Source organism: Microbacterium laevaniformans (assembly GCF_016907555.1).
GTDB lineage: Bacteria > Actinomycetota > Actinomycetes > Actinomycetales > Microbacteriaceae > Microbacterium > Microbacterium laevaniformans.
This window is the reverse complement of record NZ_JAFBCE010000001.1, coordinates 2961537-2982684: the sequence shown is the minus strand read 5'-3', so window position 1 is coordinate 2982684 and position 21148 is coordinate 2961537. Positions and strand designations below refer to the sequence as shown.

At 66.5% G+C, this 21148-nt stretch carries 21 protein-coding genes and 2 tRNA genes; 9 read left to right on the top strand and 14 right to left on the bottom strand.

The window, feature by feature from the left end:
* Positions 1-35: 35 nt before the first annotated feature.
* Both JOE53_RS14325 and JOE53_RS14320 read right to left on the bottom strand, forming a co-directional pair.
* Positions 36-881 (bottom strand): rhomboid family intramembrane serine protease, encoded by an 846-nt coding sequence (locus JOE53_RS14325; protein WP_204948121.1) that lies wholly within the window; start codon positions 879-881, stop codon positions 36-38.
* A gap of 20 nt (positions 882-901) precedes the next feature.
* Positions 902-1459, bottom strand: coding sequence for a peptidylprolyl isomerase (locus tag JOE53_RS14320; RefSeq protein ID WP_036282703.1), 558 nt, complete (start codon positions 1457-1459; stop codon positions 902-904).
* 91 nt (positions 1460-1550) lie between these two features.
* Between JOE53_RS14320 and JOE53_RS14315 the strand changes: the two genes are divergently transcribed.
* Both JOE53_RS14315 and JOE53_RS14310 read left to right on the top strand, forming a co-directional pair.
* Complete coding sequence (locus JOE53_RS14315; RefSeq protein ID WP_016463829.1) at positions 1551-2120, top strand: hypothetical protein; 570 nt, start codon at positions 1551-1553, stop codon at positions 2118-2120.
* Complete coding sequence (locus JOE53_RS14310; RefSeq protein WP_204948120.1) at positions 2113-2595, top strand: aminoacyl-tRNA deacylase; 483 nt, start codon at positions 2113-2115, stop codon at positions 2593-2595. Before JOE53_RS14315 ends, JOE53_RS14310 begins: the two co-directional genes overlap by 8 nt.
* Positions 2596-2613: 18 nt before the next feature.
* Here the strand turns inward: JOE53_RS14310 and JOE53_RS14305 are convergent, their stop codons facing one another.
* On the bottom strand, positions 2614-3051 hold the full coding sequence (locus JOE53_RS14305) for an NUDIX hydrolase (RefSeq protein ID WP_061683297.1): 438 nt from the start codon (positions 3049-3051) through the stop codon (positions 2614-2616).
* 163 nt (positions 3052-3214) lie between these two features.
* Entirely contained in the window at positions 3215-5113 is a 1899-nt protein-coding gene (gene ilvD / locus JOE53_RS14300; RefSeq protein WP_204948119.1) for a dihydroxy-acid dehydratase, read from the bottom strand.
* A gap of 76 nt (positions 5114-5189) precedes the next feature.
* Between ilvD and JOE53_RS14295 the strand changes: the two genes are divergently transcribed.
* Positions 5190-6035 carry a helix-turn-helix transcriptional regulator gene (locus JOE53_RS14295; RefSeq protein WP_204948118.1) on the top strand — a complete coding sequence of 282 codons (846 nt, stop codon included), beginning with the start codon at positions 5190-5192 and terminating at the stop codon, positions 6033-6035.
* Positions 6036-6049: 14 nt separating this feature from the next.
* Here the strand turns inward: JOE53_RS14295 and JOE53_RS14290 are convergent, their stop codons facing one another.
* The 10 genes from JOE53_RS14290 to dnaA all read right to left on the bottom strand — a co-directional run bounded on the left by JOE53_RS14290 (position 6050) and on the right by dnaA (position 16675).
* Entirely contained in the window at positions 6050-6340 is a 291-nt protein-coding gene (locus tag JOE53_RS14290; RefSeq protein WP_036288842.1) for a YdeI/OmpD-associated family protein, read from the bottom strand.
* Positions 6341-6477: 137 nt separating this feature from the next.
* Positions 6478-6550, bottom strand: a tRNA-Ala gene (locus JOE53_RS14285).
* Between the two features lie 11 nt (positions 6551-6561).
* Positions 6562-6638: transfer RNA gene (locus JOE53_RS14280), tRNA-Ile, on the bottom strand.
* A gap of 69 nt (positions 6639-6707) precedes the next feature.
* Positions 6708-7109, bottom strand: a complete 402-nt coding sequence (locus JOE53_RS14275) for a DUF3566 domain-containing protein (RefSeq protein WP_036288844.1) — start codon at positions 7107-7109, stop codon at positions 6708-6710.
* The gene (gene gyrA, locus JOE53_RS14270; RefSeq protein ID WP_204948117.1) at positions 7106-9682 is read right to left on the bottom strand and encodes a DNA gyrase subunit A; all 2577 of its coding nucleotides are present in this window, start codon (positions 9680-9682) and stop codon (positions 7106-7108) included. The genes JOE53_RS14275 and gyrA overlap by 4 nt, the downstream gene beginning before the upstream one ends.
* A 54-nt stretch (positions 9683-9736) precedes the next feature.
* Positions 9737-11776: a DNA topoisomerase (ATP-hydrolyzing) subunit B gene (gene gyrB / locus JOE53_RS14265; protein WP_204948116.1), complete on the bottom strand. Its 2040-nt coding sequence runs from the start codon at positions 11774-11776 to the stop codon at positions 9737-9739.
* A gap of 123 nt (positions 11777-11899) precedes the next feature.
* On the bottom strand, positions 11900-12385 hold the full coding sequence (locus JOE53_RS14260) for a DUF721 domain-containing protein (RefSeq protein ID WP_204948115.1): 486 nt from the start codon (positions 12383-12385) through the stop codon (positions 11900-11902).
* Entirely contained in the window at positions 12378-13586 is a 1209-nt protein-coding gene (gene recF, locus JOE53_RS14255) for a DNA replication/repair protein RecF (protein ID WP_204948114.1), read from the bottom strand. The genes JOE53_RS14260 and recF overlap by 8 nt, the downstream gene beginning before the upstream one ends.
* Before the next feature lie 61 nt (positions 13587-13647).
* A complete protein-coding gene (dnaN, locus tag JOE53_RS14250) occupies positions 13648-14790 on the bottom strand; it encodes a DNA polymerase III subunit beta (protein ID WP_005054684.1) in 1143 nt (380 codons plus the stop codon).
* A gap of 466 nt (positions 14791-15256) precedes the next feature.
* Positions 15257-16675, bottom strand: a complete 1419-nt coding sequence (gene dnaA, locus JOE53_RS14245; RefSeq protein ID WP_204948113.1) for a chromosomal replication initiator protein DnaA — start codon at positions 16673-16675, stop codon at positions 15257-15259.
* Between the two features lie 327 nt (positions 16676-17002).
* On the opposite strand from dnaA, the gene rpmH reads away from it, so the two are divergent.
* From rpmH to rsmG, 6 genes are read left to right on the top strand one after another with little or no spacing between them, the layout of a single operon-like run.
* On the top strand, positions 17003-17140 hold the full coding sequence (gene rpmH / locus JOE53_RS14240; RefSeq protein WP_005054680.1) for a 50S ribosomal protein L34: 138 nt from the start codon (positions 17003-17005) through the stop codon (positions 17138-17140).
* Positions 17079-17489 carry a ribonuclease P protein component gene (gene rnpA / locus JOE53_RS14235; RefSeq protein ID WP_325168511.1) on the top strand — a complete coding sequence of 137 codons (411 nt, stop codon included), beginning with the start codon at positions 17079-17081 and terminating at the stop codon, positions 17487-17489. Before rpmH ends, rnpA begins: the two co-directional genes overlap by 62 nt.
* On the top strand, positions 17462-17872 hold the full coding sequence (gene yidD / locus JOE53_RS14230) for a membrane protein insertion efficiency factor YidD (protein ID WP_204948111.1): 411 nt from the start codon (positions 17462-17464) through the stop codon (positions 17870-17872). Before rnpA ends, yidD begins: the two co-directional genes overlap by 28 nt.
* Positions 17873-17875: 3 nt before the next feature.
* Positions 17876-19003: a membrane protein insertase YidC gene (gene yidC / locus JOE53_RS14225; RefSeq protein ID WP_204948110.1), complete on the top strand. Its 1128-nt coding sequence runs from the start codon at positions 17876-17878 to the stop codon at positions 19001-19003.
* A gap of 26 nt (positions 19004-19029) precedes the next feature.
* Positions 19030-19536, top strand: a complete 507-nt coding sequence (locus tag JOE53_RS14220; protein ID WP_204948109.1) for a Jag family protein — start codon at positions 19030-19032, stop codon at positions 19534-19536.
* Positions 19537-19541: 5 nt separating this feature from the next.
* On the top strand, positions 19542-20195 hold the full coding sequence (gene rsmG, locus JOE53_RS14215) for a 16S rRNA (guanine(527)-N(7))-methyltransferase RsmG (protein ID WP_204948108.1): 654 nt from the start codon (positions 19542-19544) through the stop codon (positions 20193-20195).
* The last annotated feature ends 953 nt before the right edge of the window (positions 20196-21148 follow it).

The following is a 21148-nucleotide window of genomic DNA, read 5'->3' as shown; positions in this document are numbered from 1 at the left end:
GTGGATGAACCTGTGGATAACTCTCGGCTGACGGTCTAGGCGTACAGGTAGAGCGGAACGGCCAGCGCACCCAGCAGGCCGACGCCCACGGCGACCAGCAGCCAGATCTGCAGCGCGCGCTGGCGGATCTTCCGCGTGCGCGCGAAGATGACGCCGATCAAGGCGCCGACCAGACCGCCGCCGATGTGCGCCTGCCAGGCGATGTTCGATCCCGGCAGGAACGTGATCACCAGGTTGATCCCGAGCAGCACGGCGATCGCCGTGACGTTGGCGCCGAGGTGACGGCCGATGACGAACATCGCGCCGAGCAATCCCCACACCGCACCGGAAGCGCCGACGACCCACGTGTTCGGGGCGAGCAGCGCCGTCAGGACCGAGCCCCCGAGAGCGCTCAGCAGGTAGAGCCCGAGGAAGCGCCACCTTCCGAGCAGCGGTTCGAGACTGCGTCCGAGCGCCCACAACGCAAGCATGTTGAAGGCGATGTGGAAGATGCTCGCGTGAACGAGTGTCACCGTCAGCAGTCGCCACGGCTGCACGTACGCCAGCTGCGCCTGGAAGGCGAGCAGGCTCTGCACATAAAGACCGATGCCGGGGATCAGTCCGATCAGGTAGAACACGCTGGTGACGATGACCAGCGTGTAGGTGACGACGTGCTTTCCGTCGATACCGGACGGGCGTCGACGCGGCATCCGCGTGACACTCGCCGACGCCGCCTTGCGCTGTTCGGCGAGGCACTCCGGGCAGATGACTCCCACCGGAAGCGGTGTCTGGCACTCTCCGCAGATCGTGCGCAGACACCGCTGACAGAGCACGAAGCTCTGCCGATCCGGATGCCGGTAGCAGAAGTTGTCCGGATTGGTGCGGATGTCGGAGTCGGTCACGCGGGCCGGTTCCGCTCTGTTCAGGCGGGGACGACGTCGATCGAGCTGATCACGACGGGCTCGATCGGGCGGTCGCCCGCGGCGGTCGGAACGGCCGAGATCGCGTCGACGACGGCACGCGAAGCATCGTCGGCGACCTCGCCGAAGATCGTGTGCTTGCCGTTGAGCCACGGCGTCGGATCGGTCGTGATGAAGAACTGTGAGCCGTTGGTGCCCTCGGCCTTGCCCGTGATGGCGTTGCGGCGCAGGCCCGCGTTGGCCATCGCCAGCAGGTAGGGGGCACCGAAGGTGAGCTCGGGGTGGATCTCGTCGTTGAAGTTGTAACCCGGGCCCCCGACACCCTGACCGAGCGGGTCGCCGCCCTGGATCATGAAGTTCGGGATGATGCGGTGGAAGATGACGTCCTTGTAGAGCGGGCCTTCGCCCGGCTTGCCGGTCGCCGGGTGCGTCCAGGCCTGCGAGCCGTCGGCGAGACCGGTGAAGTTCTGCACGGTGCGCGGTGCGTGGTCTCCGAAGAGGTTGACGACGATGTCGCCGTGGTTGGTGTGGATGGTCGCGACGGCGGTGTGGATCGGCATGCCTAGCATTCTCTCACCTGTCAACCCCTCGCGAGGCCCGGCAGGTCTGGCAAGATGGGATGAAACCCAGCCGGAACCCAGGGAGGGCACCGTGAGCCTCAGCCGCAAGCGCAAGAAGGAACTCCGCAAGCTCCAGCACCAGGCGAACACGCTGTGGGAGTCGCAGCAGGTCCTGATCGGACAGGCGGGCGAGGTCGCCCGCGAGGCCGGTCGTCAGCTCGGCAACTACAACCGCGAGCAGGTCGTGCCGACCGTGCAGCACACGTACGAGAAGTACGCGGCGCCGTATGTCGAGCAGGGCGTCGCGACCTCCAAGAAGGTCTACAACGACAAGGTCGTGCCGACGGCGGGTGCGCTGATCGGTTCGGCGCTGTCGGTGTGGGATGCCGCGACCGAGAAGCGTCATGATCTGGCCGCGGGTCGTGGCTTCGGCTCGATCGACCTCGCCGCCATCCAGAAGAAGGCCGACAAGTACGGCAAGAAGGCGACGAAGCAGCTGAGCGTCCCCGCTCCGAAGAAGAGCCTGGGCGCCGGCGGCGTCATCGCGATCCTCCTCGGCATCGCCGCCGCGGCCGGAGTGGTCTACGCCGCCTGGCAGACGCTGCGCGCCGACGACGAGCTGTGGGTGGCGGACGACCCGCTGCGCGCCCCGGATGCCTGATCCCCTCGACCGCGTCCGAGATGCGGCCGCCGCGCGCGGTCTCGACATCGAGCTGCGTGAGCGCCCCGCGGCATCCAGCCTCGCGGAGGCTGCGAGCCTGCTCGGTCTGCAGCCTGCTGACATCGTCAAGACACTCGTGGTCAAGAAGTCCGACGACACGTATCTGTTCGCGTTGATCCCGGGAGATCTGGCGATCTCCTGGCCGAAGCTGCGGGCCCTCGTCGGGGTGAACAAGCTGAGGCTCCCCGAGCCGGATCTCGCTCTGGCCGCGACCGGCTACGAGCGCGGGACGATCGCGCCGATCGGCAGCACCAACGACTGGCCGGTGTATGCGGACGCGTCGATCGTGGGGCGGCGTATCGCGATGGGCGCCGGGGCACACGGATACAGCCTGTTCGTCGACGCCGACGACCTCATCCGTGCGTACGACGCGACGGTCGCCGACATCTCCCAGCCGGCGGCATCGGCCTCCTGAGCGCGGCGCTCAGCCGGGTCAGCTCGCCCTCGCGACGGGCAGGCCGGCCATCCCGAGTGCGATGTCGACGAGCTTCACCCGTTGCGGTGGGAGCGCGGTGAGGGCGAACCACTCCGCACGATCGGTCGATCCGTTGCGCTCGTAACGCAGCTGCCCGCCGGTCACCTCCGCCCGGTACACGATGCGCAGCGTGTGCAGCGGTTCGGGGTCGTCCGCGAAGACGCGGCGGTTCGCGGGGATCACGCGAGAGTGGATGCCGAGCAGCTCCCCGATGCGCACGCGGAACCCCGTCTCCTCCCGGACCTCGCGGCGCGCGGCATCCACCGGATCCTCGCCGTCTTCCAAGCCGCCTCCGGGCATCGTCCAGGCTCCCCGGCGCCCCTGGTGCCAGTGAGCGAGCAGCACGCGGTCGGACTCGTCGACGACGACGGCGTAGGCGGCAACCCGCAAGTCCATTCCGTGAGCCTAGCGGTCGAGGCTGCATCGCATGGGAGTCCTCTTCCCTCCGTTCCGTACTCAGTCCCGGTGCGATGAGCACCGGCCGGGCATACCGGAATGACCGGCGAGCTCTGCGGCGGCTGGATGGCGGAGACTGAATACGGAACGTCGCGTCCGAGGCTCAGACGGCGGCGGTGCGCAGCTCGCGCTCGCGCAGCGCCCGCTCGACGGATTCGACATCGCGGACCGCTCCACGATCGGCCGAGGTCGCCATCGCCGCGTAGGCCCGCAGCGCCAGCGACACGGGACGCTGCCGATCCTTCGGTGCGTAGCCGCCCGCGTCGAGCAGCCGGGCGCGGCGGCGCTCCAACTCGTCATCGTCGACCCGCAGGCTCATCGAGCGTGAGGGGATGTCGATGTCGACGATGTCGCCGTCCTCGACGAGGGCGATGATGCCGCCGCTCGCCGCCTCCGGCGAGACGTGACCGATCGACAGGCCCGACGTGCCGCCCGAGAAGCGGCCATCGGTGACCAGCGCGCACACCTTGCCCAGGCCGCGGCCCTTGAGGAACGAGGTGGGGTGCAGCATCTCCTGCATGCCGGGTCCGCCCTTGGGACCCTCGTAGCGGATGACGACGACATCGCCGGGTTGCACCTTCTTGCCGAGGATCTTCGCCACCGCCTCCTCCTGCGACTCGCACACGACGGCCGGGCCCGAGAAGACGAGGATCGACGGGTCGACACCGGCGGTCTTGACGACGGCGCCGTCGACGGCGAGGTTGCCCCGCAGCACCGCGAGGCCGCCGTCGGCGGAGTAGGCGTGTGCGGCGGAGCGGATGCAGCCGTTCTCGGCATCCTCATCCAGGCTCGCCCAGCGCTCGGACTGTGAGAACGCACTCGAGGAGCGCACCCCGCCGGGCGCCGCATGCCACAGGTCGTGGGCGGTCTCAGAGGCCGTACCGCCGCGCACGTCCCACTCGGCAAGCCACGCCTCGAGCGAGGGCGAGTGGATCGACGACACGTCGGAGTTGAGCAGCCCCGCGCGGTGCAGCTCGCCGAGGATCGTGGGGATGCCGCCGGCGCGGTGGACGTCCTCCATGTAGTACATGCGGCCGTAGGCCGGGTTGGGCGCGATCTTCGCAAGGCAGGGCACGCGACGCGAGATGGCGTCGATCTCATCGAGGCCGAAGTCAATGCCGGCCTCGTGAGCCGCGGCCAGCAGGTGGAGGATCGTGTTGGTCGATCCGCCCATGGCGATGTCGAGGGCCATCGCGTTGGCGAAGGCGGCGGGGCTCGCGACGGCGCGCGGGAGCACCGAGGCGTCGTCCTCGTCGTAGAACGCGCGCGTGATCTGCACCGCGACCTCGCCGGCCTTCTCGTAGAGGGCGCGACGGGCCGTGTGCGTCGCGAGCACCGACCCGTTGCCGGGCAGGGCCAGGCCGAGCGCCTCGACGAGGCAGTTCATCGAGTTGGCCGTGAACATGCCCGAGCATGACCCGCAGGTCGGGCAGGCGTTCTCCTCGATGCGCTGGATGTCGGCATCCGAGACCGTGTCGTTCGCCGCCTCGGAGATCGCGTCGACGAGATCGAGGGTGCGCACCGTGCCGTCGACGAGAGTCGCCCGACCCGACTCCATCGGGCCACCCGAGACGAAGACGGTCGGGATGTTCAGGCGCAGGGCCGCCATGAGCATGCCGGGGGTGATCTTGTCGCAGTTGGAGATGCACACCAGCGCGTCGGCCTGGTGCGCGTTGACCATGTATTCGACGGAGTCGGCGATGAGATCACGCGAGGGCAGCGAGTACAGCATGCCGCCGTGGCCCATGGCGATGCCGTCGTCGACGGCGATCGTGTTGAACTCGCGCGGGATGCCGCCGGCCGCGGTGATGGCGTCGGAGACGATGCGACCCACCGGCTGCAGGTGCGTGTGGCCGGGCACGAACTCGGTGAAGCTGTTGGCGACGGCGATCATCGGCTTGCCGAAGTCGGCCGCATTGACGCCGGCGGCGCGGAACAGGGCACGGGCACCGGCGGCGTTGCGGCCGTGCGTGACGGTGCGGGAACGCAGGGGGGTGGGCATGATTCCACTCTGGATGCCGGGGCGCACCTCCGGAAGTCTGCGTTGCTCCTAGTAGTGGCAGTACTAGGTTTGTGGAGTGACTGACGACAACGCCCGCGACGACGGCCGTCAGCAGCGGCAGGAGCTCGGTTCGTTCCTGCGCCGCCAGCGTGAGCGCCTCGACCGCACCGCCTACGGATTGCCGCCGGCTGGCCGCGGTCGTGCCGTGGGCCTGCGGCGCGAGGAAGTCTCGTACCTGTCGGGTGTGAGCGTCACCTGGTACACCTGGCTCGAGCAGGGGCGCGACATCAACCCCTCGCGGCAGGTCTTGGATGCGGTCGCGACGACGCTGCGGCTGACCGACGCAGAGCACGACTATGTGCTGAGTCTCGTCGGTCTCGCACCGCGGCCGGCCACGCGGGCGGATGCCGTGGACATCGCCCCCGCTCAGGTACAGCGCTTCCTCGATGCGCTCGACGAGCATCCCGCCTACGCGCTCGCCCCGGATTGGGGGATCGCCGGATGGAACAAGGCGTACAAGCGGCTGTACCCCGGGGTCGCCACGACCGCGGGGGAGAACCGCAACCTGCTGTGGCTCGTCTTCACCGACCCGTCCGTGCGCTCGCTGCTGGACGATTGGGACGACACGAGCCGGCGCTTCCTCGCCGAGTTCCGGGCGGAGGCCGGACCGCGCCTGAGTGATCCCCGCTACCGCGACCTCATCTCTCGGCTCCGCGCGGCGAGCGTCGACTTCGACACCCGCTGGAACGAGCACGGCGTCGGCGGTTTCGTCTCACGCGAGCGCGTGTTCCGTCATCCCGAGCTCGGCCGGCTCGTGTTCGAGCACCACCAGCTGCGTCCTTCCGACCACCTCGATCTGCAGCTCGTCGTCTACGTCGCGGATGCCGAGACCCGACGGCGCTTCGCGCGCACGAAGGACTGAGGCTGCGCCGCCGCTCAGGCGAGCATCGCGACGATCGCGGCGATGCGTCGCGTGCGGGTCTCATCTGACTTGGCCGAGACGACGTTCGTGACGTGCGCCTTGCGCGCGCTGGGAGCGAGCGCGTCGAAGCGCGCGCGGATCCCCGCATCGTCCAAGGCGACGGCGAGATCGTCCGGGACCTCGACCGTCCGCGGTGCCGTGTCGAGCTCGAGGGTGACCTCGATCGCGTCACCGCCGGCGAGGCCGGGGGGAACCATGATGCCGGTGTTGTTTCCCTGCTGGAAGTGCGTCGTTTCGAACCGCATGCTGCGAGTATGCCCCCTCCACGCGGAAGACCGCCCACGACCCCGCGGCGGACGACGGGCCGGTCGCGACGCCGTGCAGAGAGGTGAGCATGCCCAGCAGGTCCATCGGTGAAGCGATGGTGTCGCGAGAAAAACTGTGGAGCCTAGGAGATTCGAACTCCTGACATCCTGCTTGCAAAGCAGGCGCTCTACCAACTGAGCTAAGGCCCCGGACGGGTGTTTGGTGGGGCTACCAGGACTTGAACCTGGGACCTCTTCATTATCAGTGAAGCGCTCTAACCGCCTGAGCTATAGCCCCGTCCGGAGGCGGCGTTGCCGCCGTCAACCTCCAAGACTTTACCCGACGAGCGGGCAAACAAAAAATCGGTCAGTTGGATGTGAAGCCGACGAGCAGTCCGCCGGTCACCTTGACCATCAGGTTGTAGATCCCGGCGACGACGGCACCCAGCACCGTGATCACGATCAGGTTCAGGATGGCCACCACCGAGGAGAACGCCATGACCTGTGCGAGGTTGATCACATCGCTCAACTTGAAGTTGTCGTCGAACGCCTTGAAAAGGTCGTCGAGCTTGCCGATCAGTCCCGTCGTGCTGAGCACCGTGTAGATCAGGAAGCTGGCCACCACGGTGACGATCGCGATGGCGACCGCGGCGAGGAAGGACAGCTTCACGGCGGACCAGAAGTCCACGTACACGAGGCGCAGACGCACCTGCTTGGCGCTGGTCTTACTGGATGACTTCTTGGCGAGCTTGTCGGCTACCGTGCTCATGCGTCGGTGTCACTTCCTTCGGGGCGCGAAGCGGGGGAGTCTTCGGCGTCGGTGGTCTCGGCCGGGTCCTGCTCCGCTCGGAGCGCTCGCTCCGAGTTCCGTGCAATCGCGAGGATGCGATCGTCGTCGTCGGGACGGGCGAAGACCACTCCCATGGTGTCGCGACCCTTCGCAGGCACCTCGGCCACGGCAGAGCGTACCACCTTGCCGCTGGCAAGAACCACCAAGACCTCGTCGTCCTCACCGACGATCAGACCGCCCGCCAGGTCGCCCCGATCCTCGTTCAGCTTGGCGACCTTGATGCCCAGTCCGCCACGTCCCTGGAGGCGGTACTGGTCGACAGCGGTGCGCTTGGCGTACCCGCCTTCGGTCACGACGAATACGTAGGCATCGTCCTTCGCGACGGATGCCGACAGGAGCGTATCGCCCTCACGGAACGACATCCCCTTCACACCCTCCGTCGAGCGTCCCATGGGGCGCAGCGACTCGTCGGTCGCGGTGAACCGCAGCGACATGCCCTGGCGCGAGATGAGCAGGATGTCGTCGGTGTCGTCCACGAGCAGCGCGCTGACGACCTCGTCGCCGTCCTCCTCGTCCTGCCCGCGCAGGCGGATCGCGATGATCCCGCCCTGACGGTTGGTGTCGTACTCGCTGAGGAAGGTCTTCTTGATCTTGCCGTCGCGGGTGGCCAGCACCAGGTACTGCGCGACCTTGTAGTCGCGGATGTCCAGGATCTGCGCGATCTCCTCACCCGGCTGCAGCGCCAGCAGGTTCGCGACGTGCTGACCCTTCGCATCGCGGCCGGCCTCGGGCACCTCGTACGCCTTGGACCGGTAGACGCGACCCTTCGTGGTGAAGAACAGCAGCCAGTGGTGCGTGGTCGTCACGAAGAAATGCTCGACCACATCGTCCGCCCGCAGCTGGGCGCCCTTGACACCCTTGCCGCCGCGGTGCTGCGAACGGTAGTTGTCACTGCGTGTGCGCTTGATGTACCCATCGCGGGTGACGGTGATGACCATCTCCTCTTCGGGGATGAGGTCTTCCATCGACATGTCGCCATCGAAGCCGTGCAGGATCGTCGTGCGCCGCTCGTCGCCGAACTTGTCCACGATGCCCGTGAGCTCTGCGGCGATGATCGTGCGCTGACGACCCGGCGTGACGAGGATGTCGTTCAGATCGGCGATCTGCGCCTCCAGCTCGGTGGCCTCGTCGATGATCTTCTGACGCTCGAGCGCCGCCAGGCGGCGCAGCTGCATCGCGAGGATCGCATCGGCCTGCACATCGTCGATCGCGAGCAGCGACTTCAGACCCTCGCGCGCCTCGTCGACCGTGGGCGAGCGGCGGATGAGTGCGATGACCTCGTCCAGCGCATCGAGCGCCTTGAGGTACGCGCGCAGGATGTGCATGCGCTCTTCGGCCTTGCGCAGACGGAAGCGCGTGCGCCGCACGATGACCTCGACCTGATGGTCGATCCAGTAGGAGATGAAGCCGTCGAGGGCCAGGGTGCGTGGCACACCGTCCACGATCGCCAGCATGTTGGCGCCGAAGTTCTCCTGCAGCTGCGTGTGCTTGTACAGGTTGTTCAGGACGACCTTGGCGACGGCATCCCGCTTCAGGACGATGACGAGGCGCTGGCCCGTGCGGTCGCTCGTCTCGTCGCGGATGTCGGCGATGCCGGTGATGCGACCGTCGCGGGCGAGGTCGCGGATCTTCAGCGCGACGTTGTCGGGGTTCACCTGGTAGGGGAGCTCAGTGATCACCAGGCACGTGCGGCCCTGGATCTCCTCGACGTTCACGACGGCACGCATCGTGATCGAGCCGCGGCCGGTGCGCTGAGCCTCGCGGATGCCCTTCGTGCCCAGGATCTGGGCGCCCGTCGGGAAGTCGGGACCGTGGATGCGGCCCATGAGCGCCTCGAGCAGCTCCTCGCGGGTGGCATCCGGGTTCTCCAGCGCCCACAGCGCTCCGTCGGCGACCTCCCGCAGGTTGTGAGGCGGGATGTTGGTGGCCATGCCGACCGCGATGCCGACCGAGCCGTTGACCAGCAGGTTCGGGAAGCGCGAGGGCAGGACGACGGGCTCCTGGGTCTTGCCGTCGTAGTTGTCCTCGAAGTCGACGGTGTCCTCGTCGATGTCGCGGACCATCTCCATCGCCAGCGCGGCCATCTTCGTTTCGGTGTACCGCGGCGCGGCCGCACCCTGGTTGCCCGGGGATCCGAAGTTTCCCTGACCGTCGGCCAGCGGGTAGCGCAGCGACCACGGCTGCACGAGGCGCACGAGCGCGTCGTAGATCGCGCTGTCACCGTGCGGGTGGTACTGGCCCATGACCTCGCCGACGACGCGGGCGCACTTGTTGAAGCTCTTGTCGGGACGGTACCCGCCGTCATACATCCCATAGATGACGCGCCGGTGCACCGGCTTCAGACCGTCTTCGACGCGCGGCAGCGCGCGGCCGACGATGACGCTCATCGCGTAGTCGAGGTAGCTGCGCTGCATCTCGACCTGGAGATCGACCTGGTCGATGTTGCCGTGGTTGTGGCCGGCGGTCGGGTCGGGGCGTTCTTCGTCAGTCATGTCTTCTCGTTCTCACGGGGCTGCCGTGCTACCGCTGCAGGTGAATGGAATGGATCAGATGTCGAGGAAGCGGACGTCCTTGGCGTTGCGCTGGATGAAGCTCCGGCGCGACTCCACGTCCTCACCCATCAGCACCGAGAAGATCTCATCCGCGGCGGCCGCGTCGTCGATCGTCACCTGCCGGAGGGTGCGGGTGCTGTGATCCATGGTCGTCTCCCACAGCTCCTTCGGGTTCATCTCGCCGAGACCCTTATAGCGCTGGATGCCGGAGTCCTTCGGCATCCGCTTTCCGTTGGCCAGACCGTCAGCCAGGAGCGCATCGCGCTCCCGATCGCTGAACACGTACTCGTGCTCGGCGTTGGACCACTTCAGCCGGAACAGCGGCGGCATGGCGAGATAGACGAACCCAGCCTCGATGAGTCCGCGCATGTAACGGAACAGCAGCGTCAGCAGCAGCGTCGTGATGTGCTGCCCGTCGACGTCGGCATCGGCCATCAGCACGATCTTGTGATAGCGCGCCTTCGCGACGTCGAAGTCCTCGCCGATCCCGCAGCCGAACGCGGAGATGATCGCCTGGATCTCGTTGTTGCCGAGGGCGCGGTCCAGCCGCGCCTTCTCGACGTTGAGCACCTTGCCGCGCAGCGACAGGATCGCCTGCGTCTCGGGGTCGCGACCGCGGACAGCCGAACCGCCGGCCGAGTCGCCCTCGACGAGGAAGATCTCACTGATCGACGGGTCCTTGCTCGTGCAGTCCTTGAGCTTGTCGGGCATGGATGCCGACTCGAAAACGCTCTTGCGTCGCGCGGTCTCGCGCGCCTTGCGGGCGGCCAGTCGCGCGGTCGCGGCATCGATCGCCTTCATGATGACGCGCTTGGCCTGGGCGGGGTTGCGGTCGAGCCAGTCGGTCAGCTGATCGCCGACGACCTTCTGCACGAACGCTTTCGCCTCGGTGTTGCCGAGCTTCGTCTTGGTCTGCCCCTCGAACTGCGGCTCGGACAGCTTCACGGAGATGACGGCGGTGAGCCCTTCACGGATGTCCTCACCCGTGAGGTTGTCGTCCTTCTCCTTGAGCAGGCCCTTCTCCCGCGCGTACTTGTTGATGTACGTCGTCATCGCGGCGCGGAAGCCCTCTTCGTGGGTACCGCCTTCGTGGGTGTTGATCGTGTTCGCGAAGGTGAAGACGTTCTCCGTGTAGCTCGTCGTCCACTGCATCGCGAGCTCGAGCGAGATGTGCCGTTCGGTGTCTTCGGATTCGACCTCGATGATCTCGTCGTTGACGACCTCGGCCTTGCGAATCTTGTTGAGGTACTCGACGTAGTCGACGAGGCCGCGCTCGTAGTGGAAGTCGTCGAAGGGCTGCTTCTCGACGGCCTGGCCGTCCTCACCGTCGACGAGGTAGGCCGACGAGGGACGCAGATCACTCAGCGTGATGCGCAGCCCCTTGTTGAGGAACGCCGTCTGCTGGAAGCGCGTGCGCAGGGTGTCGTAGTCGAAGTCGATCGTCTCGAAGATCGACGCGTCCGGCCAGAACGTGATGGTCGTGCCGGTCTCCTCCGTGGCTTCGTCCTGGCTCAGCGGCGCCTGCGGCACACCGCCGTCGCGGAACGACTGACGCCACACGTGTCCCTGCCGGCGCACCTCGACATCCAGCCGCGTCGACAGTGCATTGACGACGGAGGAGCCCACACCGTGCAGACCCCCCGAGACCGCGTAGCCGCCACCGCCGAACTTGCCGCCGGCGTGCAGCACCGTCAGCACGACCTCGACGGTCGACTTGCCCTCGGCCTTGTGGATGTCGACGGGGATGCCGCGGCCGTTGTCGACCACGCGGATCGCGCCGTCTTCGAGGATCGTGACCGTGATGGTGTCGCAATAGCCGGCGAGGGCCTCATCGACGGAGTTGTCGACGATCTCGTAGACGAGGTGGTGGAGGCCGCGCTCACCGGTGGAACCGATGTACATCCCGGGACGCTTGCGCACCGCCTCGAGGCCTTCGAGCACCTGGATGGCGTCGGCCCCGTACTCGTTCTCGACCTTCTGTGACTGCTTCGGAGGAAGTTCCTGAGGAACGCTGTCGGGGGTATCGGACGTCATAGGTTTCGAGCGCTCCTGGATGGTCGATCAGAGACGTCTCATTCTACCCCCACACGGCTGCCGAAAGTCCGGAGAAGGCCCCTGTGGCGCCCTGAAATCGTTCCGGATGCCCCCGGACCCTCTTCAACCGTAGGTATCGCGAGGACCCCGCCCTGGAACGGCTCTGGGGCCCCATTTCCATGAGGGGACGTCCGGTCCCACGAATCGGACATTCTGCACCCCGGCATCCGGGAACCGCCTCATCAGCTGCGTCACGATCTCCGCGCGCATCAACTGGAGGTTCTTCGCCCAGGCCGTCGAGTCGCACTGCACGGTCAGAAGCCCATCGGCGAGGGCGACCGGATGCGCGTGGCGGGCCGTCTCCTCGCCGGCGACATCCGTCCACTGCAGGACGAGATCCTCCCGCGCCAGCTGCGCGTCCCATCCGGACTGACGGGTGAGATCGGACAGCACGTCCGCGACGCCCTTGGGATCGCGACCGGGAGCGAATGGTTGCTTGTCGTCGTCATCGAGGGCGCGCTTCTTGCGGCGACGCGCCGTACGGGGGGACGGCTCCAGGCCGCGCAGGCGCAGATACGTGCCGATCGTCTCCGGGATCTCGTCACTCATCGTCGACCTCCGCATCACCGTCGCCGTCGGCGTCGGCGGCCACGATCGTGCCGGCGACGACGCACACCGTCCGCGCGCGCAGCGCGGCGGGCACATCCTCCTCGACGGCGGCCGTGACGACCACCTGCTCGTAGCCTTCGACGAGGCCTGCCAAGCGCGAACGGCGGTCGGCGTCGAGTTCGGCGAACACGTCGTCGAGAATCAGCACCGGATCGCCCAGCTGGGACTGCGCGCGGAGCAGTTCGGCCGAGGCGAGACGCAGTGCGAGCGCGACCGACCACGATTCGCCGTGCGACGCGTAGCCCTTCACCGGCAGACCGCGCACACGCAGCAGCAGGTCATCGCGATGCGGGCCCACCAGCGTCAGCCCTCGTTCCAGCTCGGATGCCCGCATCACGACGAGCTGCTCGCGGAAGATGCGCTGGATGTCCTCGGCGCCGAGTCCGCGCAGGGACGATGGCGCACCGTCGACGGCCTCGACAGCGTCGTCGTCGGGGTCGGTTCCGCCGATCGAGAGCATCCATTCCATCTCCGGGCGATGGTCGGCTCCGGCGATCGCCGTGTACGCCCGCGAGACGGGGCCGGCCAGGTCGTCGACGAGGGCGAGTCGTGCGCGGATCACGTCGGTGCCGAGCTGGACGAGCTTGTCGTCCCAGACCTCCAGGGTCGACAGGCCCTCCCCGCGGATGCCGCGCGCACGCGCGGACTTCAGCAGTGCCGTCCGCTGCTTGAGCACCCGATCGTAGTCCGACAGCACTCCCGCCATGCGCGGTGCGCGCTGAATGAGCAGCTGATCGGCGAAACGACGCCGCGCAGACGGGTCGGATCGGACGATCTGAAGATCCTCGGGTGCGAACAGGACGACCTGGGCGTATCGCGGAAGCTCCGACGTCCTCACCGGCGAGCCGTTGACGCGCGCCTTGTTGCTGCCGGTTCTGTTCACCTGCGCCTCGAGCATCACTCGCCGCTCGCCATACGCGAGCCGCATGCGCACGATCGCCGCGTCCGCTCCGTCGCGCACCATGGGAGCATCCTGCGACACCCGATGCGATCCCAGTGTGGCGAAGAACCCGATCGCTTCGGCGAGGTTTGTCTTGCCCTGACCGTTGCGGCCGACGAAGACATTGGCGCCGGCATCCAGCGAGACGTCGGCGGCCGCATAGTTGCGGAAGTCGACGAGGCTGAGCTGCTCCACGATCACCGACCCAGCCTATTCGGCGGTGCCGACGCTTCGGGGCCCCGCTCGAGCCGGCGGAAGCCGATCAGCGCAGCAGCAGGTTCGGCTGCAGCAGGTACTTGAAGCTCTCCGGCGTCCCCGACGTCTGCGGGGTGATCAGCACCGGGCTGAGCTTGTTGGCGTTGTCGCTGGAGGTGAAGGTGATGCGCGCGAACTCGCTCTTGACCGCGCCGAGGGCTTCGAGGAGGTACTGCGGGTTCAGTCCCAGCGTCACGTCCTCACCGGTGAGGGTCGCATCGACCGACTCGGTCGCGCGCGCCTGCTCGGTGCCCGACGCGTCCATCGAGACGCCGTCTTCGGTGAACGTGAAACGCAGCGGGGCCGAGCGATCCAGGACGAGGGCGACGCGACGCACGGCTTCGGCCAGCTCAGCGGTGTTGACGACCGCGTAGTGGTCGGTCTGCTCGGGGAACAGGCGGCGCACCGGCGGGAAGTTGCCCTTGATCAGCAGCGAGGTCACGGTCTTGTTGCCCGCGGTGAAAGCGATGATCTCGCGATCTCCGGATCCCGAGAAGGCGATCTGAATGTCACCGGAGTGCGCGAACGTCTTTCCGACTTCGGTGAGAGTGCGCGCGGGAACCAGCGCTGTCGTCGATTCCTCGCTCGCGACACCGCCGCCGTCGAACTTCACGTCGCGCAGTGCGACGCGATAGCGGTCGGTCGCCACGAGGCTGAGCTCGTTGCCGGCCACCTCGAGCTGGACACCGGTGAGAACCGGGGTGACGTCGTCACGGGACGCGGCGAAGGCCACCTGGGCGATCGCGGTGGCGAAGTCCTCCGCCGGGACGAGTCCCGACTCACCGGAGACCTCGGGAATCGCCGGGTACTCCTGCACGGGCATCGACGCGAGCGTGAATCGTGCGGATCCGCACGTGAGCACGATGCCGTCGTCCTCGCCGACCTCGATCTGGATCGGCGCGTTGGGCAGACGGCTGGCGATCTCCGACAGCAGTCGTCCATGCACGAGGATCGTGCCGGGCTCATCGACCGTCGCTTCGATGGTCGTACGCGCCGACGCTTCGTAGTCGAAAGCCGCGAGCGACAGGCCATCTTCGGATGCTTCGATCAGCACACCGGCCAGGATCGGCTGCGGGTTGCGCTGCGGCAGGAGCTTGACAACGAACGACACGGCCTCGCTGAAAACATCGCGATTCACGTGGAACTTCACTGGCGCTCCCTTGACGTCGAGTAGGGCTCTCCCATGCTAGTGCCACGATCCGACCGGATTGATCCGGCATCCTCGTGCCGAGTCCGCACGGTCGGCACCGACGAGGTGATCGAATCGGATTCCTAGATGAAGTTCTTTGTCATGGTGTTAACGGCTGTGGAAACTGTGGAGAACTCGACCGATCCCAGTCGCGACAGGGAAACCACACGCGTGTAACTTGTGGGCGGCCTGCGGAGAGTCGGTGAGCGACATGAGCTCCGTCGCCGTTGTGGCCCTCACGTCATCCACAGGACAGCGTCATCGACTCACAAGAGTCCACCGGGATGCCGAGTTATCCACAGCCTGTCCACATTGTGCAGAACGCGTATATTGGCGCCGCCTGTGTGAGCCTGTCAAGGACGATCTGCGCGAGAAGACCCCCGGTGACGACACCGGGGGTCTTCTCGGAGGCCAGCGCAGCGAGCGCTCAGCGGCCGACGCGGCCGAGCTGCGTCGTGATTTCCGACACCTGGTTGTAGATGGAGCGCCGCTCCTTCATCAACTCGCTGATCTTCTTGTACGCGTACATCACGGTGGTGTGATCGCGATTGCCGAAGAGCTGGCCGATCTTGGGGAGCGAGAGGCTCGTGCGTTCGCGGCACAGATACATGGCGATCTGCCGTGCCGTTGCGATCGACTGCGATCGACTGGAACCGTAGAGATCGTCCACCGACAGCCGGAAGTACTGCGCTGTCGCCGTGATGATGTCGGTCGGCGAGATGACGTTGGCGTCGTCGGTGTCGACGATGTCGCGCAAGACGGTCTGGGCGAGTGAGATATCGAGCGTCGAGCGGTTCAGGCTCGCGAACGCAGACACCCGGATCAGCGCGCCTTCCAGCTCACGGATGTTGCTCGAGACCTTCGTGGCGATGTACTCGAGGACCTCGTCAGGCACCAGAAGGCGTTCGGACTGGGCCTTCTTGCGCAGGATGGCGATGCGGGTTTCGAGGTCGGGCGCCTGCACATCGGTGATGAGGCCCCACTCGAAGCGGCTGCGCATGCGGTCTTCGAAGCCGGTGAGGTGGCGCGGCGGCACATCGCTCGTGATGACGACCTGCTTGTCGTGGTCGTGGAGCGTGTTGAAGGTGTGGAAGAAGGCCTCCTGCGTCTCGGCCTTTCCCTGGAGGAACTGGATGTCGTCGATCAGGAGGATGTCGACATCGCGGTAGCGCGCCTGGAAAGCGGAGCCGCGGTTGTTGGCGATCGAGTTGATGAAGTCGTTGGTGAACTCTTCGCTGGAGACGTATCGCACACGGATGCCGGTGTACAGGCTGAGGGCGTAGTCGCCGATCGCGTGCAGAAGGTGGGTCTTTCCCAGCCCGGAGTCGCCGTAGATGAAGAGCGGGTTGTACGCCTTCGCCGGCGCCTCCGCGACGGCGACGGCCGCCGCGTGCGCGAAGCGGTTGGACTGACCGATGACGAAGTTGTCGAAGCTGTACTTCGGATTCAGGCGCGTGTCATTGCGCGAGGGCGAGGCCGCCGTCTCGGCGTAGTCTTCGGCAGCGGGTCGGGCGATGGGCACCGGCGCGGAGGCGGATTGAACAGGCACCGGCACCGTGAGGTGCGCATCGGCGAGCTCGGGGTTGACCACGACGCGGAACGAGGATGCCGCCGGCTCCGCGTCCACGCGAGCCAGAGCCTCCATGATGGGAGCCCGCAGACGCTTGTTGAGCTGAGCCGCGGTGAGGTCGTTGGGAACGTCCAGATAGAGGGTGCCGCTCATGACGCCCTGGGCGACGGCGAGATTGATGAAGCCCTGCAGCTGTGGAGTGACGCGCTCGTCTCCGGAGAGCTCTTCCAGCACGGCGGACCAGACAGGGACATCTGGAATCTCGTGCTGTGACATGTCCCCTCCGGGGGTGCGATCGGTGCGGGACAGGGCGACATCGACGATGACCGAACCTGTGGATAACTATCGCAGTCACGGTAGTCAGCGACCCCGCGAAGAGCAAAATCCACTGTAGATCCGGCCCGCGTGTCTTCACCACACGCTATCCACAGTCGGTGGATAATGATCCGTCCGGGTCGCTCGGTTTGAGTTCTTGTGGTTCTCGACGTAGCCTTAGTCGGTTGACTTATGCCCTGGGGCGCCCTCGGACGCTCTTGGACAGTCCCTGTACCCCGTGTCCCCGGTCTAGAGCGTTCGGGTGACCGCCGATCCGGAGTGATCCTCATGAGCAAGCGCACGTTCCAGCCCAACAACCGCCGCCGCGCCAAGAAGCACGGCTTCCGCGCCCGCATGCGTACGCGTGCCGGTCGTTCGATCCTGTCGGCGCGCCGCGCCAAGGGTCGCACCGAGCTTTCCGCCTGATCCGACAAAAGTGCTGGCGCGCGGGAACCGCATCACCCGCGGGGCGGAGTACAAGACCGTCGTCCGCAGGGGTGTCCGCTGTGCCGCGCCGCACGCCGTGACGTATGTGACGACGTCGACGGAGGACCGCCCGCCGCGCTTCGGCTTCATCGTGAGCAAGCAGGTGGGCGGCGCTGTCATCCGCAACACCGTTCGTCGACGCCTGAAGGCCGTGTGTGCACAGGCGATGGACGATGTCCGCCCCGGTGCGGACGTCGTCATCCGCGCGCTTCCGAGTGCCGCGACCGCGGATTTCGCGCAGCTTCGCGACGAGGTCACCCGATGCCTGGCACGACGGGCCGGCGCGTGAGTACGACGACGCTGCCCTCGTACTCGCTCGGCACCGGACACCTCACGGCATCCGGTGTACTGGCGTCCATCCCCCTGTTGCCGCGCAATGCCGGCCTCGTTCTTCTGCACGGCTATCGCGCGACGATCTCCCACCTGTACGGCGACGTCTGCAAGTATTACCCTTCCTGCTCTGCCTATGCGGTCGGAGCGGTGCAGCAGCATGGTCTCGTCAAGGGCTCGGCCCTCACGGCCGCCCGCCTCGCACGCTGTCACCCGTGGGCTCATGGTGGAATCGATGATGTGCCCTTGCACGAGAACTTTCGACACGAGCTGACCCGGTTCGGTTTCGTCGTGCCATCCACAGGTGAGGCGTCGCCCGACGCGTCGCCGAGAAAGGACTGATCCGTGCTGGATCTTCTGTACGCCGCCGCCGCGGCGACACCGACCCCCGTCGTGCCGACGCCGACCACGCCGGCGCCGTCGTCGAGCCTCGACTTCTTCAGCACCATCATGTGGCCGTTCAAGTGGATCGTCGAGGCGATCCTGGTGTTCTGGCACTGGATCTTCACCTCGCTCGGCCTCCAGGCCGACGCCGGACTCACGTGGGTGCTCTCGATCATGGGCCTCGTGATCGTCGTCCGTAGCGCCCTCATCCCTCTCTTCGTGCGTCAGATCAAGAGTCAGCGCAAGATGATGGAAATCGCTCCTGAACTGCGAAAAGTTCAGGAGAAGTACCGCGGCAAGAAGGATCAGCTCTCCCGTGAGGCGATGAGCCGCGAGACGATGGCGTTGTACAAGAAGCACGGCACGACGCCCGTGTCGAGCTGTCTGCCGTTGCTGGTGCAGATGCCCATCCTGCTCGGCATGTTCTACACGCTCAGCGATGTGAAGAAGCACGCCGAATGGGGCGTGGGAGGCGTGGGGCTTCTGAGCAAGGACCTCACGTGGCAGTTCTACGAGGCGAAACTCTTCGGTGTCGCGCCGCTGCACACCAGCCTGGTCGAGGCCATCAATCAGAAGCCGTCCGGCTGGGAAGCAACGGTCGCGATCCTGATCGTCCTCGTGGTGCTGATGATCGCGTCGCAGTTCATCACTCAGCTGCAGATCATCTCGAAGAACCTCTCCCCCGAGGCCAAGACCGGCCAGGCCTACCAGATGCAGCGCATCATGCTCTACATCCTGCCGCTCGCCTTCATCTTCTCGGGCATCTTCTTCCCGCTGGGCGTGGTGCTCTACTGGTTCACCTCGAACATCTGGACCATGGTGCAGCAGTTCCTCGTGATTCGAAACCTCCCCACGCCCGGTTCCGAGGCGGCCAAGGCTCGCGAAGAGCGCCTTGCGCGCAAGGGCAAGGCCATCGACGCACAGGGAAAGATCGTGCCGCTGGAGAAGTACCAGGCCGAACAGCAGCGCCTCTACGAAGAGGCGCAGAAGGCGAAGGCTGAAGCTCCCAAGCGGCAGCAGCCGGTGAGCAAGCAGCGAGCGAAGAAGCAGTCGCAGCAGCCGAAGAACAAGCCCACCACCGATTCTTGATCGAATCGTCAATTCCGAGGACCCTCATGAGCACTACTTCCGAGAGTGACGCCGCCGAGCGTCCCGCCGCGACCACCGAGCAACTCGAGCAGGAAGGCGACATCGCGGCCGACTACCTGGAGGCACTTCTCGACATCGCTGACATCGATGGTGACCTGGCACTCGATGTGCGTGCCGGCCGTGCGTATGTGTCGGTCGAGAACGATGATGCCGACGCGCTGCGGTTGCTCTCGGAGCCTGACACGGTGCAGGCGCTGCAGGAGCTCGTGCGCATTGCTGTGCAGGCGAAGACCGGTCGCTTCTCGCGGCTGATTCTCGACGTCGGCGGTTCTCGTGACGCACGCCAGCGCCAACTGGAAAAGCTCGTCGATCGTGCCATCGCGCGACTGGACGAGGGTGCGTCCCAGGCATCGCTTCCGGCGATGACGAGCTACGAACGAAAGCTCGTGCATGACATCGTCGCTGACCGGGGCTTGGTGTCCGAGTCGTACGGCGACGGCGCCGACCGTCACACGGTGATCCGTCGCGCCTGACACCCATGGACGACGTTTCACGTGAAACAACCGGGGTCGAGACAGAACCAGCGTCTGCTCTCGTCGTGTTCGGCGACCGACTCCCCCTCGCCCGCCAATTCGCGGCCGCCCTTGCGGCACACGGCGAAGAGCGCGGGCTGATCGGTCCGCTCGAACCTCCTCGGCTGTGGAACCGCCACATCCTCAATTCCGCGATTGCAGCGCCGCTCTTCCCGGCCGGTGGACGCGTGGCGGATGTGGGGTCGGGGGCCGGCCTTCCGGGTCTGGTGCTCGCTATTGCGCGCCCGGATGTGCAGTGGGTGCTTGTTGAGCCTATGGAGCGACGCGTGGCGTGGCTCGAGGAACAGACAACGCAGCTCCGTCTGGACAATGTCGAGGTGGTGCGCGCGCGTGGTGAGCAGTGGACCGGTGGGCCCGTTCTCGACGCCGTGACGGCGCGTGCGGTGAGCGCGCTGCGCACACTGATCCCGCTGACCGCTCCCCTGTTGCGCTCGGGGGGCGAACTCGTGCTGCTCAAGGGCGCCAATGCGGAGAATGAGATCGCGGCCGCGGAGAAGGTGATTCGTCGCTACAAGCTGACCGATGTGCGCGTTGAGACGGTCGGCGAGGGGATCATCGCTGAGCCCACCCGCGTCCTTCGCGCGACACGGGCTGCGTGAGTATTGCACACTGTTCGGCGCTACTGTTTCACGTGAAACACCCGCGCGGGATCTGCCCGTGACGGCGTGGTGATCGTCTCACGTGAAGCATCGACGCACTGAGCTGGTCTTCTTCGGACGGTGCCGCCTGGACGACGACGGGTGCTCGCGTCGCCGATGCGATACATCCTGCACACGCCGGTTTCGCGTGCATACGGGTTCGCGCGCACGATGAGGCCCCCACGCCGGGGTGTACGCGCGGGATCCCCGGGTGAGGCGCAATCGGGACGGTGATCGGCATGCCGATCACCGTTGGGTGGTGGCGATGGTCACCGTCGGCGTCATCATGTGGGCGATACCCGGGCGACTTCGTCGGGAGGCCTGCTGGGGTTCGACGAGCTCTGTCGTCGCACGGCTCATGACGAGCCGACCGGGTGAGAGCTGCGGCCAGAGATTCCTGCCTCGGCGCCAAGGCCCGACGTCGGCCCCAGGGGTACGGAGCGCGGCATCCCCCCTGCACGTCATTGAGCCCGGCATCTCGATGGCGTCGACGTTGCGGAGTGAGAGTAGGTCGGGCGATCGAACGGGGCTGACACCCAGGGCCTGATGGTGTAACGCGTTCCCACGGTTCCGGACTCGTCGGCACATCGGACCCGCCGCACGTTGTCTCACATCGGTTTCACGTGAAACATGAGCGTGGTTACCTGAGGACCGCTGCGCAGGTGGACGTGCAGACTGTCCGCGTCGAACGGGTCGCGCTCGCGTCTCGTCTCAGAAGCCGCGGGCGCGCGTTCCCCGAAACGCGCGCATGCCCGAGTTCCGGTGGGCCGTGAGTAGACGCCACCGTTTCACGGGAAACACAACGAGACGGCGTGGTGTCAGCGCAGTGCCCGCTGTACGCCGAACAGCACCCACGTCACGCGCAGCCCTTCGTTTCACGTGAAACAAGCTCGGATGAGGCCCGCGGGGACCGA

What these genes read in the sequence shown, in the direction of transcription:
- JOE53_RS14305 (WP_061683297.1), bottom strand. Translation starts at nt 3,051, where the DNA reads ATGGACTTGCGGGTTGCCGCCTACGCCGTCGTCGTCGACGAGTCCGAC.
- gyrB (WP_204948116.1), bottom strand. Translation starts at nt 11,776, where the DNA reads ATGACGTCCGATACCCCCGACAGCGTTCCTCAGGAACTTCCTCCGAAG.
- JOE53_RS14220 (WP_204948109.1), top strand. Translation starts at nt 19,030, where the DNA reads ATGAGCACTACTTCCGAGAGTGACGCCGCCGAGCGTCCCGCCGCGACC.
- JOE53_RS14260 (WP_204948115.1), bottom strand. Translation starts at nt 12,385, where the DNA reads ATGAGTGACGAGATCCCGGAGACGATCGGCACGTATCTGCGCCTGCGC.
- gyrA (WP_204948117.1), bottom strand. Translation starts at nt 9,682, where the DNA reads ATGACTGACGAAGAACGCCCCGACCCGACCGCCGGCCACAACCACGGC.
- dnaA (WP_204948113.1), bottom strand. Translation starts at nt 16,675, where the DNA reads ATGTCACAGCACGAGATTCCAGATGTCCCTGTCTGGTCCGCCGTGCTG.
- ilvD (WP_204948119.1), bottom strand. Translation starts at nt 5,113, where the DNA reads ATGCCCACCCCCCTGCGTTCCCGCACCGTCACGCACGGCCGCAACGCC.
- yidD (WP_204948111.1), top strand. Translation starts at nt 17,462, where the DNA reads ATGCCTGGCACGACGGGCCGGCGCGTGAGTACGACGACGCTGCCCTCG.
- JOE53_RS14275 (WP_036288844.1), bottom strand. Translation starts at nt 7,109, where the DNA reads ATGAGCACGGTAGCCGACAAGCTCGCCAAGAAGTCATCCAGTAAGACC.
- JOE53_RS14310 (WP_204948120.1), top strand. Translation starts at nt 2,113, where the DNA reads ATGCCTGATCCCCTCGACCGCGTCCGAGATGCGGCCGCCGCGCGCGGT.
- rpmH (WP_005054680.1), top strand. Translation starts at nt 17,003, where the DNA reads ATGAGCAAGCGCACGTTCCAGCCCAACAACCGCCGCCGCGCCAAGAAG.
- JOE53_RS14290 (WP_036288842.1), bottom strand. Translation starts at nt 6,340, where the DNA reads ATGCGGTTCGAAACGACGCACTTCCAGCAGGGAAACAACACCGGCATC.
- rsmG (WP_204948108.1), top strand. Translation starts at nt 19,542, where the DNA reads ATGGACGACGTTTCACGTGAAACAACCGGGGTCGAGACAGAACCAGCG.
- JOE53_RS14320 (WP_036282703.1), bottom strand. Translation starts at nt 1,459, where the DNA reads ATGCCGATCCACACCGCCGTCGCGACCATCCACACCAACCACGGCGAC.